Source organism: Thermodesulfobium sp. (assembly GCF_053498235.1).
The window spans coordinates 16,575-29,678 of the sequence record NZ_JBRCUV010000028.1; the positions used below are offsets into that span (position 1 = coordinate 16,575).

Here is a 13,104-nt window from a genome sequence, read left to right on the forward strand (position 1 = left end):
GATTAATATTCTTCCCACGTTATATAAGGTTTTTTAAGATCAACCATAGCATTAACCATCAATTCAACAAGACCACCGTATGTAAGATTAAATTTATCCTTACACTTATAGTGCACAAAAAGGTCTCTAATGGTTCCCTTACAATTTGAACATGGTGCACATACATACTTTGGTATACTCGGATTCAACTCATCTTTAAAAGCATTCAAAATTTGATTAAGTTTCATTCTAGAAGATACCTTATTTCTCCACTGCGGGAAGTTTAAACCCTGCATAATAGCAAAACCTGACCCTCCACCACAACAATAGTTATAAACACCATGTGGATGCATCTCCCTCCACCTTGGAGCAATAGCGTTAAGCACATTTCTTTGTGGCATAACTATTCCCATATTCCTTACAATATTACACGGATCATGAAGGGTCACGGGAAAGTTATTCTTTGAGGGATCGAATTTTATCGCCCCGCTTTTATAAATTTCCCAGAACAAAGGCAAGCAAGACTCTCTTGAAATTTCTGAACTAGAAAGATCTCCAGTTAAGATTCTATCTCCGATAACACAAAATGCCTTTGTAGAATGTCCACATTCGCCAATAACAATTCTTTTAACTCCAAGGTCCTTGCCAATCTTTGCCTGTCTCAAAACTACCCTTGCAGCCTCAATATCGTCGTTCCAAAGACCATAGTTTATATTGTCATATCCAACAGGCTCATCAGATATAGTCCAGTTTATGCCAGCCGCATCAAACAATATCGCGAATGCAGCAGGATTCTCATACCAGGAAACATATTCACCAGCATTATGAATCAGCAGTATATCAGCACCCTTTTTATTTATTGGAAACTTAATCTTTATTCCAGTTTTTTCATACGTATCTTCCTCAATAAATTCTAAATAGTCTTTTAGCGCCATTGGAGAAAGTCCAGTAGATGAACCCACTGTCAATTGCAAACGAGAACCTTTCTCTAATATTTCAGCAGGAGAAATACCCAACTCCTGGCTTAAAAGAACCCTAATCTCTCTTGCAAGATATCCATTATCTATTCCAACAGGGCACCTTTGAGCACATCTCCTACATAGATTGCACCTGTGAGCTAACTCAGCCAATCTATAGATAGTTTTCCAATTAAGATCTACATCAGCGCCCACAAAAGAACCTAAAAGCTTTCCCTCTGGCGTGAAATATTTCTTATATATCCTTCTTAAAATTTCTATTCTATAAGTAGGCCTATAAATCTCCTGTCTACCGCTTGCTATAAAAACATGACAGGCCTCAGAACAAGTTTGACATCTAACACAATAATCTAAACCCGTCTTCAAAATTTGAAGCATAGTCCAGTTATTTTTTGGGTCTAGCAGTTTCTCAAACCCACTTAGGAATTTTTTTACAATTTCATTTTCTTCTTCTTTTGATTTTGGAGGATATAGATTGCTAAGCGCAACGTGCCCATCCAAATACCAATCGTATGTATTTTTTATGCTATCGCTTGTTGGCTCTAAAGGCGTTTCTTCGCTTTTATCTATGCCCAGTATGTCTATCAAGTCTTCCATTTCAATAGGAGCCATAGGTTCTTTAAGATCTTTTGAAATATCGTTAAAGGGTGGTCTTTTTATTGCCATTATTATTTCCCCTTTCCTCTACTTTTAGATTTGTTGCAACTTCAGCCCATGAGACGCCAGGTATAGCGTGTGGAGCCGCCCAATACTGTTTATATTTTAGTTGTTCTTGAAGAGTTAAATCCTGTTTGTTCCCCTTCATGGTGAGCGCATCATCCCACATAATAGCATGCCATGTCCAATACTTAATTGGTGCATGCATAAATTTTGAAAATGGAAAGTAGAATAAGAAAAGTTGAAATAAGAAAAATTGAACAAGAACAAAATTAGATACATTTACGGGTCTAAAAGATATCACCGAACCAAGATACTTTAAAATATCGTGATTTGCATTAAACAAAAAAGTTGATAGGGTTGCTAAAAACATAAAAAGGAGTAAAAAAAGGTTAAAAAAGTCCAAAGGAGTCGTATAAATTCTCAACTCTTGTAAAAATAATCTTTTTAAAATCAAAATAAAAGAACCCAACACTCCAAATATTCCAGCTACAATTCCAAAAATACTCGATAGTTGTATTAAAAAATAAAATGGCCAAAAAACTGAAAAAACTGATAAGAAAATCCACCCAAAAAGAAAATATAGTCCCCAGTGTAAAAACAAAGACGGCAACCAAAGACCGTAAATGTTATATTCCCTCACTCTAGCCAGAAAAAGAACCTCTTTAAGAATTTCAATAACATCGTTAATCCATATATGCTTTAACCCGCTTTTTACCTCCTCTACATAGTTTGCTTCCTCCATATAGCTTCCTCCGTAGCTATGTTTTGGATCGTGAGCCACAGGATACAGCTCAGCTCTAAGATGTAAGGGCATACTGTTGATTTTAAGTAATTTCAAAAAGGATCCCATAAAAAAACATATTAAGGAAAACCATGCAAAATAAATCATAAATTGCTTCAATGTAGCCTCCTTTAACTAAAGATAGTAACTCCAGATTGTTTATTTTATCACATAACTTTTATATTATATTCAAGAAACAGCTATTTTTAAATATTTACAGAAAATTCAGTCTAATCTATTTAAAAAATAATAAAAAAGGTACTATGCTTTATAAAATTTCGGCATAGTACCTTAGAATTCTAAAAAACTGAAAATTTACTTAGATCTTAAAAGATCTTAACTTCCCTGAAGCGGTAACTAACATTTTTATTCTTTCTACCACCTCTCCAATAGCTTTTTGCACCATAGGGGTACAATCAGTGCTAAAGGTATTCACATCAAGTAACTCGATTGTAAAAATTCTTATGTCTTTAGGCATATCATCACCCAAAATCTCAATACCAATTTTTAACGTAGCAAACAAGGATATGTTATGTGATCCAGAGTATGTAAGAACATTAGGTAGATTCTCGGGAGTCAACTCCTTTATGGTACCAGGAGGATCACCAGAACGGATGCCGTCTACAATTATTGCCCTTTCATAACCAAAAAGGACATCCAATACATCAAAATCAGTAGTCATTAATACATAGGTATCAACAAAACCCTCCAGCATTTTAGCTACTTTAATACCAACCGAGTCATCTGCAAGAATTGGGTTACCAATACCTAAAACTACTGTTTTACCCTTCCTCTCGATACTTCTTCTATCAAAATCCAAATTATTACCTGCCTATTAATATTTTTTTAAAAATTCTTCAATGTCTTATATAGTTTGCCGTCACAATCATAAATGTCTATCTGCAAGGGATCGCGACCAGGAAGCGCATGGGTAGCGCATGCTAGGCAAAGATCGTATGGCCTGTAAGCTAACTCAACCATATTGAGCAATCCTTCATTTACTACACCATCTTTAATAAAGTTTTGTGCTGCACGCTTTACAGCAACGTTTATTGGTCCTTTATTATGCGTTGTTGCCACAATAAGGTTGGCCTTTTCTACAATACCTTTTTCATCAGTTACATAGTGATGTATCAGAGTCCCTCTTGGAGCTTCTACTATTCCTACTCCCTCAGATGCAGGACCTAGTTTTGATCTCACATCAGGATTACATAAAGACTCATCCTTTGCTAATTCTCGAATGTTTTCAGCAGCACAAAGTAATTCAATAGCTCTTGCCCAGTGATAAGCTAAAATATTATGGACAGGTTTGTGCCCAAAAACGTTGTACATCTTTTCATAAGCTTCCTGAGCAAGGGGTGTTGGCATTCCACTTGCTACGTTTAATCTCGGAAGCGGGCCAACACTATATAAACTCGTGTCAGGACCATCAACTACTCCTTTCCATCCTTTTTGCTTCATATATGGCATCTTAAGATAGCTCCACGGAAGAACTCTTTCAGCGATGTAATTTAAATACTCTTTTCCTTTAAATCTAGCTATTTCTTTGCCATTTGTATCTATAAATTTCTGCGTTCCATCATAAAAGGCAACCTTATCATTTTCATCTACAGAACCCAAATAATTAGTAACAACTTTGTATACATCTCCTGTAACCAGCTTTACATATTCAGGATTTTTAAGTACCACATCCTCAAAGATCTTTAGAGTTAACTGACCTAGTTCTACCATCTCTTCAGCAAGAGCCATTATCTCTTTTCTTTCATCTTGAGTTACCCTCTTTGACCATCCGCCTGGAAGAGCGGCTACAGGATGAATAGGTTTACCACCCAACATCTCTAGGATTTTAACTGCTGCAAACCTTTTCTTTAAAACTAACTTCCCTGTTTCAGCACCAACAGCATTTATCAAACCTATAAGATTTCTCTCGGCAGGATTAGCCGTTGGTCCAACTACAAAGTCAGGAAAACCAAGAGCATATAGTATTGCAGCGTGATCCTCCACATAGTGTGCATTAAAGAATATCTCTCTTATTTTACGAGCTGTAGGAGTAGGCTCTACATTGTAAACACCATCAGATGCCTTCATAGAAGCTGTAAAGTGTACTGCACGACATACTCCACAAATAGTTGAAACAGTTCTCGGAACTTCTTCTATGGGCATCCCCTGCACGAAACGCTCATATCCCCTAAGCTCCACTACTTGAAAGAAAGCATTATCAACATTTCCCTTCTCGTCCAAGAAAATACTAATTTTGCCGTGACCCTCCAGACGAGTCATAGGATTAATTTCAATTTTTGTTAAAGCCATATCATTTCTCACTCCTTCTTTACTTTTCTGTCCACCATGGAAAAGGTTCAATATTTTTGAAAAGTCCACTATTCTCCCCCCTTCTGTACAGAAATGTAAGTTTCTGCTTTATTTTTCAAGAGAACTATGGGATAAATTTCATCATTACTAATAGTAATTTGAAATATCATATTTAGACCTTTTTCACTTTTTTACCTAACAAAGATGAGGGAAGCGAATATCGATAGAATAATTTTACAGGACTAGGTATTTGATTTACCAATTCTTCATTATCAAGTATAGAAGCTATAGCGCTTATCGCTCTCAATCCAAAGTCTTTTACCCCTGGAATTGGACCACCGCAACCTGCACAAGGAATATTAACTTTAGTACAAAGAGCCCCACAATCCCCTTGAGTAATAGGTCCTAAACACATATAACCTTGCTGAAGCAGGCATTTATTCTCATCTGGGTCACCGTCTATTGTTCTCCTAACTTCCTTTACTATTTCTCTCTTCTCATCAGTATTTCTTGGATTTCTCGGACAAACGTCACATACAGCTTTACCATTCGTTATCCAGGAACCTTTAGGAGGCAACTCACCCTTTAGAATTGCTACAAGGGCATTTAAAACTACAGAATGATGTGGTGGACACCCCCCTATAAAGTAATCAACATCAATTACAGATTGTATCGGTCTTACATAAGGGTAGAACTCAGGCAACGTCAAATCATATTTCCCATCCATAAGATAACTTGGTTGAGGCGTTATCCCGTCCGGATTATCTGTGCTAAAGGTATCAAAATAAGCTGTCTGGAATATATCTTCTTTCGTGTGCATGTTTGCCATACCAGGAATCCCACCCATTGAAGCACATGCTCCGTAAGCAACAACTACATTACATTTTGCCCTCATAACTTTAGACATGTGCTCATGTTCACTCAATCTAATCATGCCCGAAATCAAACCCACGTCAACTGACTTATCTGGCATTGCTTCTAAATCTTTATATTTCACATCCGCAACAGTTGGCGCCCAGAAAACTACTTCTAAAGAGGGTAGCACATCTACAAGAGTTTCTGAGATATCAACAATAGCCATATCACAGCCGCCACAGGCTCCAGCCATTAAAACTGCTAATCTAAGCTTTTTATCTGCCATTACACTCCCTCCTTTACCTTACAGGGTCCTAATTCTCTCACATTTTTCTCAAAAGCAGTCATAGCTTCTGCAAACCTCTTACCTTCAGAACCTGAAATCCATTCCAATTGGAATCTTTCTTTTTCTATCCCCATATCAATGAGAATACGCTTTAAGAGATCAAATCTTCTTATAGCTTTATAATTTCCCTCTTTATAGTGGCAATCTCCAGGGTGACACCCTCCAATAAATACCCCATCAGCACCTTTTTTAAAGGCTTCTACTACAAATTCAGGTTCTACCCTACCACTACAAGGAACACGTATTATCTTAACGTTAGACGGGTAATCATAACGCAAACTACCTGCAAGATCCGCCCCCTGATAAGTACACCAGTTACAAGCAAAAACAATCAAGTTAGGTGTCCATTCGCTCATAATTTATTGAACCTCCATAATACTAATTTATCTTCTTCAACTTTCCTAGTATCCCACTCAGATCCGTCGTACTGAGTCCAACGACTTGCTGTGGATCTGCCCCCAGACAAAGAGCTAATAGTTGGACATAATGAATAGAAGGTATTTCGTAATCAATCTTTTTATCCTTTCTCATGGGAGCTTGAGCCGTATCAAACTGAATCAAACAAGAACTACAACCTGTTACCAATAGATCTGCTTTTATTTCTTCCTTCATAGAATCAAGCTTTGTTTTTACCAGCTTATAGGATGCCTCAACGTTTGTGGAACGCATCCCACCCATACCACAACAGTCTAATATACGGCTATAATAAGGAGCAGAGGCACCCAATGCCTCACAAAGTTCCCTAAGCATAACAGGGTGAAAAGGGTCTTTTTCTCCCTCTGAATACACTTCGCTTGGCCACAAAGAGTGACAACCTGGCTGAACGCCAATGGTAACGCCCTCCAATGTATACTTCAAAGCATTTTTAATTTTTTCAATACCTATCTCGTTATAGAAAAAGTTTGTAGCAAGCCTAATTTTGGTTGAGCCTTTGTATTCCTTACCAATAGCCTTGAGCATCTCATTAACCTTTTCCCTAAGTTCAGCCCTTTTGTCCAGATTATATTTGGTCTCAGACAAACTCCCATAGCAACTACCACAAACCGTAACCATATCAACGTTCTTTTCCTCAGATATTATAAAGTTACGTGCACCTAAAGCATACCAACCAGCTTCGTCAACAGAAGGCATTGTGCCCCAACTTGGGCAACACGACTGACCATCTAGATCATCGATTTCAACCCCTAATGCATTCATCACAAAACGAAAAGCTTTTTCTAAATCTGGTCTATTAAATGCAGTATTACAACCTACAAAAAATCCTACCTTCATCGGCTACACCTCACAACAAGTGACATCAGATAAGCCCGCATCCATTGGGATTATTCCCAACGAAGACAAGACTGACTTGTTCATTAGAATTCTTAATTCCTTCAAAGCTTGCGGATTATTTGCCGTTGTAGGAGGTTTCTCCGGCAAACCAACTTTCTTTCTATTTTCTCCAGCGTTGGCAAAATATACAGCGTGGCCTACATCGTACAGCGACTTAAGACCCTCTATCGCTAGGGTTGGCAACGAAAATTCTCTAATTGCAGAACGTCTCATTGCCATTACCACGGCAAATGGCTCTACTTTTCTCGGGCAAACTTCAGTACATCTATTACATGCCTGACACGCCCAAATAGAGTTGTCATCAAGTAATATTTCTTTTTGACCAATCAATATCGATTGGATAATACGCTTATTAAAAAATTCAAAACCAGCAAGAACCATTGGACACGCAGCGGCACATTTTGCACACTGGATACAATCCAATAATTCCTCTGCTCCAAGTTTAATTATTTCATCAGAAAAACCTACTTCACCTTCTGAAATATTAAGAACTTCTACTTCAGCCACTAACGTTCACCTCCTTAAAAAGTCAAATTCTCTATTTGAGATTCAATTTCTTCAGTAGTAAAACCCTCTAAATTTATTGCTCTTGAAGGACATGCAGCTACGCAGACCCCACATCCTTTACAAAGCGCAGGGTCTATGTGTGCCCTCTTTTTGCCCTTGTATTCAAACCAACAAATTGCAGAGTAAGAACATAATGGCAGGCAAACACCACACCCACTACACTTATCAGGATCAATTTCTGCGACTAAAGCTTCAACGTTGTCTGTTATTTTAGGGATCTCAGTTACTGCCATTACCGTTCACCTCCTCATCTTTTAAAAAGTAAGGGCCTCTATTTGCGACTCAATTTGTTCTGTTGTAAAACCATGCAAAGTTATTGCTCTTGATGGACATGCAGAAGCACATACTCCACATCCAGTACAAAGCGCAGGATCTATATGAGCTCTCTTCTTTTCACCATATTCCTTCCAACTAATTGCAGAATATGGACAAAGTGGCAAACATATACCACAACCACTGCACTTATCAGCATTAACCTCAGAAATAAGAGGTTCAACTACAACCCTGCCTGCGGTCAAGGGCACAGCTGCCGCAGCTGCCGCAGCTCTTGCTTGCGAAACGCTTTCTGGAATATCTTTTGGACCTTGAGCACAACCAGCAATATAAATTCCCTTTACTGAGGTTTCAACTGGATAAAGTTTTGTATGCAACTCTTTCAAAAATCCTTCCCCACCACATTGTATTCCAAGTTTTCTTCCAAGTTCTTCAATTCCAGGTGGAGGTTCTATAGCAGTTGCAAGAATAACCATATCAGACTCTAACTCTACTGGTGCTCCCATATCAACATCGTATGCTCGTACGCGTAGACGATCGCCCGGCAACTCATCTACCCCTCCCACACGACCTCTTATTACTCTGATACCTAATTCTCTGCAATAAGTATAATACTCTTCAAAATCCTTACCTGCAGTACGTACGTCTATAAAGAATATATATACGTTCAAATCCGGATATTTCTCTTTAATCAACCTGGCTTCTTTCAACATATACATACAACAAACCTTTGAACAGTAACGGTGATAATTCTTATCTCTGCTACCTACACAAGAAATAAAAGCAACAGTCTTTGGATGTTGATTATCTGATGGTCTAAGCAATTCGCCTTCAGTCGGTCCAGTAGCCGAGAGTATTCTCTCAAACTGCAGTGAAGTAAGCACATTTGGAGATTGAGGAGAATATTCTTTGAATGGAGTCTTGTCCATTGCTTTAAATCCAGTTGCTGCAATTATTGTGCCCACTTTAATTTCAATTAGTTGACCTTTAGGATCCCATGGAAGAGATCTGTCGCATGCACCTGTCGGACATGCCTTTTCACATGGAGATAAAATTGGCTCTCCAGTCTTAGGATGAAGTTTTGGTTGAGTTCCAATAGTCCTACCTGCACAATTTAAGCAGTGCTCAATATCTACAACCGCCTTTTTCGGTACTGCTTGAGGAAACTGAATATATACAGCTTTCCTCTTATCCATATTTTCATTAAATTCATTGTCTACCTTACCCGGGCATGCCTCTACACATGCACCGCAACCAGTACATTTATCCCAATCAATATATGTCTGTTTCTTGCGCACCAAAACTTTGAAATTCCCTATAGACCCGTCTATTGATTCTACCTCTGAATATGTTAGGAGTTCAATATTCGGATGCGTTCCAGCAGAAACCATTATTGGAGTTAAAATACAAGCTGAACAATCATTTGTTGGAAAAGTTTTATCAAGTTTTGCCATATTGCCCCCGATTGAAGGCTCTCTATCAAGCAAATAGACCTTATAGCCCATATTGGCAATATCAAGAGCAGCAAAAATTCCTGAAACACCTGCCCCAATAACAAGGGTAGCCTTCGTAACATCCACGTAAGAATCCTGTAAAGGTTCAGCCAATCTCACCTTGGCTACAGCACTTGCAACCAATTTCTTCGCCTTCTCAGTAGCACCGGCTTTATCATGCCAGTGCGCCCAGCTGTCTTGATCTCTAATGTTGGCCATTTCAAAGAAATACTTGTTCAACCCCGCATCAGCTACAGCTTTCCTAAAAATTGGCTCGTGAGTTCTTGGCGTACATGCAGCTACAACAACTCTGTTTACCACCCCATTTTTGATGTCTTCTTTAATTAACTCTTGCCCTGGATCAGAACACATAAACATGTAGTCTCTTGCAATTGAAACGTTTGGCAAAGATTCAGCAAATTTCCTGACCGCTTCGACATCTACTGCACCTGCAATGTTCTCACCACAGTGACATACGTAGACACCAATTTTAAGAGCGTCTTCCCCGCTAGCACTCATACTCATCCCTCCTTGAGATTTTGTAAAAACCGTCCTAAATTAAGTTTAAACTACTGATATACTAGTGTCAATTGTATTTTAAACAATTAAAAATAAAAATATAATTATTCTATTTTCCTTAAATGAATATGGATATTATTAAAATAGTTTTACCTGAAGCCATTAGTTCGTTATAAATAACTTAAAATATTTATAAAATTTGTTAATAACGTAGTTTTACTTATATATTAATAAATAAAGCTTATTATAAAAACTTATAAAAACTAACCCCTCAATTTTATGATGGAATTTAAATATTCACATACAAAACTTTTAAAATTTTACAAACTAATGTAAATTATTTAAAATTAAGAGAAATTAAATAAAGAAAAGAAGGAGTAAAGAACTTTATGGACAAAACATACCAGCACAATAATACAGAGCGAAAAATATTAAATTTTTGGCTCGAAAATCATATTTATCATTCTAACGTTAACTCAGATAAAAAGACATTTTCTATGGTTATACCGCCACCAAATGTTACAGGCTCTCTACACCTAGGTCATGCACTTGATGACACGTTACAGGACATAATTTGCAGATACAAGAGGTTAATGGGATACGAGGTATTATGGTTACCTGGAACAGATCATGCAGGCATAGCTACTCAAAATGTAGTTGAAAAAATGTTACAAAAAGAAGGTATAACCCGACATCAACTTGGAAGAGACAAATTTATTGAAAAGGTGTGGGAATGGAAGGAGCAATATGGACAAAAAATCATAAACCAGCTGAAATCATTGGGCGCATCTTGTGATTGGGATAGAGAGAGATTCACAATGGACGAAGTGCTCTCAAGAGCAGTAAAAAAAGCTTTTGTTACCCTTTACAATATGGGCCTTATATACAAAGGCAAAAGAATAATAAATTGGTGCCCAAGATGTTCTACAGCTTTAGCTGACCTGGAAGTTGAACATGAAGAAAGAGAGGATAAATTATATTTTGTAAAGTATAAATTCTTAGAAAATCCTGACCATTTCATCACAATAGCCACAACAAGACCTGAAACTATCTTTGCCGATACAGCAGTTGCTGTAAATCCAAAGGACAAAAGATATAGCTCAGTAATAGGCAAGAAAGTGATTGTCCCTATGACACAGAGGACAGTCGAAATCATCTCTGATGAAAGGGTTGAAACTGATTTCGGTACTGGTGCTTTAAAGATTACCCCTGGTCACGATCCTATAGACTTTGAAATAGGAAAGGATCACAATCTTGAAATACTAATTGCTATTGACTTAGATGGCAAAATGACCGAACTTGCAGGGGAGTTAAAGGGTTTAGACCGTGATGTTGCAAGAAGAAAATCCATTGAAATTTTAGAAGAAAGCGGAGCACTTGAAAAAGTAGAAGACCTTCATCACGCAGTGGGACACTGTTACAGATGTAAAACGGTGGTAGAACCCTATATATCTGAACAATGGTTTGTAAAAAGCACTCCTCTTGCTAAAAAAGCAATAGAAGCAGTTAAGAACGATACTATTCAGTTCTTTCCTGAAAGATGGGAAAAGGTTTACTTTGATTGGCTTGAAAACATAAAAGACTGGTGTATATCAAGACAAATTTGGTGGGGACATAGAATTCCTGCATGGTATTGTAACAATTGCAACGAAATAATTGTTAGTGAAAATGAACCAAAAAGTTGTCCAAAATGTAATTCAACAGATTTAAAACAAGATGAAGATGTGCTAGATACATGGTTTTCTTCCTCTCTTTGGCCTTTTTCAACTATGGGCTGGCCAGAAGATACTGAAGAGTTGAAAAGGTTCTTCCCGACAAGCGTTCTCGTTACAGGTTTTGACATAATATATTTTTGGGTTGCAAGAATGATAATGATGAGCCTTGCCCTAACAGGCAAAGAGCCGTTTAAAAACGTTATAATACACGGTCTAATAAGGGATTCTCAAGGTAGAAAAATGAGCAAATCCATCGGCAACGTAATAGATCCAATGGAAATAATTGAAGAATCTGGAGCAGACGCGCTTAGGTTTTCATTAGCAAGCCTATCTAACCCATCAGGCCAAGATATAAAAATGTCTAAAGAAAAGGTTAAAGGCGCACGAAATTTTGCAAATAAACTCTGGAATACAGCTAGATTTGTTTTAAATTATAAAGAAAATTTTGTTAGTTACGACATTACTAAAGAAGAAATTACAAATATGGAACCAGAAGACATCTGGATACTGTCTAGATCCAATGAGGTTAAATATTATCTCTGTAAAAAACTTGATGAATACAATTTCTCCGCGGCCTCTACAGAAGTTTATAATTTTATTTGGGACGAATTTTGCGATTGGTATATCGAACTTACAAAATTTAGGATTAAAAACCACTTTAAAGAAGAGCTTGCGTTTAAAATACTTTTTTTCACATTTAAACAATCTTTGCTCATGCTACATCCTTTCATGCCATTCATTACAGAAGATTTATATAGAAGGTTACCAGATAACAAGGAATCAATAACTTTTGAAACCCTCAAAGAGTTCAACTTACCATTAAATTTAGAAAAACTTGAAAATATGTCGACTCTTATAGAAGCAACAAAATCTACAAGAAAATTAAGAAGCGAATACAAGATTGCTCCTAACATAATAACTGAACCTATTTTGGTTATGTCAGACGATATTAAAAATAATTTTAATACTGAAATAGAAAAATACTGCTTCCTAACAAGATCAAAAAATCCCCAAATTGTCAACGAAATGCCAACAAACCTAAGAGGTTTTGCATTAGAGAGAGGCAATTTAATTACAGTCTTAATCTACCTAGAAAAAGATGAGCTAGAAAAAAGCAGAAAAATTATTGAAAAAAATATACAAAAGTTGCTAAAGGAGCTTGAAATTTCAAAACAAAGGCTTATGGATCCAAATTTTCTTAATGGAGCTCCCAAAGAAGTAATAGAATTAGAAAAAGAAAAACTTGAAATTCAAAAAAAAACAGTTGAGATACTGGAAAGGAAATTAAGTTTTTTAA

The 13,104-nt window shown here is 37.0% G+C and carries 11 protein-coding genes; 1 reads left to right on the plus strand and 10 read right to left on the minus strand.

Going from position 1 to position 13,104, the window contains the following annotated elements:
* Positions 1-2 precede the first annotated feature (2 nt).
* The 10 genes from ACWIUX_RS03345 to ACWIUX_RS03390 all read right to left on the minus strand — a co-directional run bounded on the left by ACWIUX_RS03345 (position 3) and on the right by ACWIUX_RS03390 (position 10,092).
* Positions 3-1,622, minus strand: a complete 1,620-nt coding sequence (locus tag ACWIUX_RS03345) for a (Fe-S)-binding protein (RefSeq protein WP_448589310.1) — start codon at positions 1,620-1,622, stop codon at positions 3-5.
* Positions 1,597-2,517 carry a respiratory nitrate reductase subunit gamma gene (locus ACWIUX_RS03350; protein ID WP_448589311.1) on the minus strand — a complete coding sequence of 307 codons (921 nt, stop codon included), beginning with the start codon at positions 2,515-2,517 and terminating at the stop codon, positions 1,597-1,599. The genes ACWIUX_RS03345 and ACWIUX_RS03350 overlap by 26 nt, the downstream gene beginning before the upstream one ends.
* A 199-nt stretch (positions 2,518-2,716) precedes the next feature.
* Complete coding sequence (locus ACWIUX_RS03355) at positions 2,717-3,217, minus strand: hydrogenase maturation protease (RefSeq protein WP_448589312.1); 501 nt, start codon at positions 3,215-3,217, stop codon at positions 2,717-2,719.
* A gap of 26 nt (positions 3,218-3,243) precedes the next feature.
* Entirely contained in the window at positions 3,244-4,707 is a 1,464-nt protein-coding gene (locus ACWIUX_RS03360) for a Ni/Fe hydrogenase subunit alpha (protein WP_448589321.1), read from the minus strand.
* Between the two features lie 172 nt (positions 4,708-4,879).
* Positions 4,880-5,848, minus strand: coding sequence for an NADH-quinone oxidoreductase subunit B family protein (locus ACWIUX_RS03365; RefSeq protein WP_448589313.1), 969 nt, complete (start codon positions 5,846-5,848; stop codon positions 4,880-4,882).
* The gene (locus ACWIUX_RS03370; protein ID WP_448589314.1) at positions 5,848-6,264 is read right to left on the minus strand and encodes a hydrogenase iron-sulfur subunit; all 417 of its coding nucleotides are present in this window, start codon (positions 6,262-6,264) and stop codon (positions 5,848-5,850) included. The genes ACWIUX_RS03365 and ACWIUX_RS03370 overlap by 1 nt, the downstream gene beginning before the upstream one ends.
* Positions 6,265-6,286: 22 nt before the next feature.
* Positions 6,287-7,180 (minus strand): CoB--CoM heterodisulfide reductase iron-sulfur subunit B family protein, encoded by an 894-nt coding sequence (locus tag ACWIUX_RS03375; protein ID WP_448589315.1) that lies wholly within the window; start codon positions 7,178-7,180, stop codon positions 6,287-6,289.
* 3 nt (positions 7,181-7,183) lie between these two features.
* Positions 7,184-7,747, minus strand: a complete 564-nt coding sequence (locus ACWIUX_RS03380; RefSeq protein ID WP_448589316.1) for a 4Fe-4S dicluster domain-containing protein — start codon at positions 7,745-7,747, stop codon at positions 7,184-7,186.
* 14 nt (positions 7,748-7,761) lie between these two features.
* Positions 7,762-8,040: a 4Fe-4S dicluster domain-containing protein gene (locus tag ACWIUX_RS03385; RefSeq protein ID WP_448589317.1), complete on the minus strand. Its 279-nt coding sequence runs from the start codon at positions 8,038-8,040 to the stop codon at positions 7,762-7,764.
* 21 nt (positions 8,041-8,061) lie between these two features.
* A complete protein-coding gene (locus ACWIUX_RS03390; protein ID WP_448589318.1) occupies positions 8,062-10,092 on the minus strand; it encodes a 4Fe-4S dicluster domain-containing protein in 2,031 nt (676 codons plus the stop codon).
* A gap of 389 nt (positions 10,093-10,481) precedes the next feature.
* Here ACWIUX_RS03390 and ACWIUX_RS03395 point away from each other — a divergent pair.
* Positions 10,482-13,104: valine--tRNA ligase (locus ACWIUX_RS03395; RefSeq protein ID WP_448589319.1), on the plus strand; the 2,623-nt coding region annotated here is incomplete at its 3' end.

Excerpts from the sequence above, each read along its gene's own strand:
- ACWIUX_RS03345 (WP_448589310.1), bottom strand. The coding sequence starts at position 1,622 with ATGGCAATAAAAAGACCACCCTTTAACGATATTTCAAAAGATCTTAAA.
- ACWIUX_RS03360 (WP_448589321.1), bottom strand. The coding sequence starts at position 4,707 with ATGGCTTTAACAAAAATTGAAATTAATCCTATGACTCGTCTGGAGGGT.
- ACWIUX_RS03365 (WP_448589313.1), bottom strand. The coding sequence starts at position 5,848 with ATGGCAGATAAAAAGCTTAGATTAGCAGTTTTAATGGCTGGAGCCTGT.
- ACWIUX_RS03370 (WP_448589314.1), bottom strand. The coding sequence starts at position 6,264 with ATGAGCGAATGGACACCTAACTTGATTGTTTTTGCTTGTAACTGGTGT.
- ACWIUX_RS03375 (WP_448589315.1), bottom strand. The coding sequence starts at position 7,180 with ATGAAGGTAGGATTTTTTGTAGGTTGTAATACTGCATTTAATAGACCA.
- ACWIUX_RS03385 (WP_448589317.1), bottom strand. The coding sequence starts at position 8,040 with ATGGCAGTAACTGAGATCCCTAAAATAACAGACAACGTTGAAGCTTTA.
- ACWIUX_RS03390 (WP_448589318.1), bottom strand. The coding sequence starts at position 10,092 with ATGAGTGCTAGCGGGGAAGACGCTCTTAAAATTGGTGTCTACGTATGT.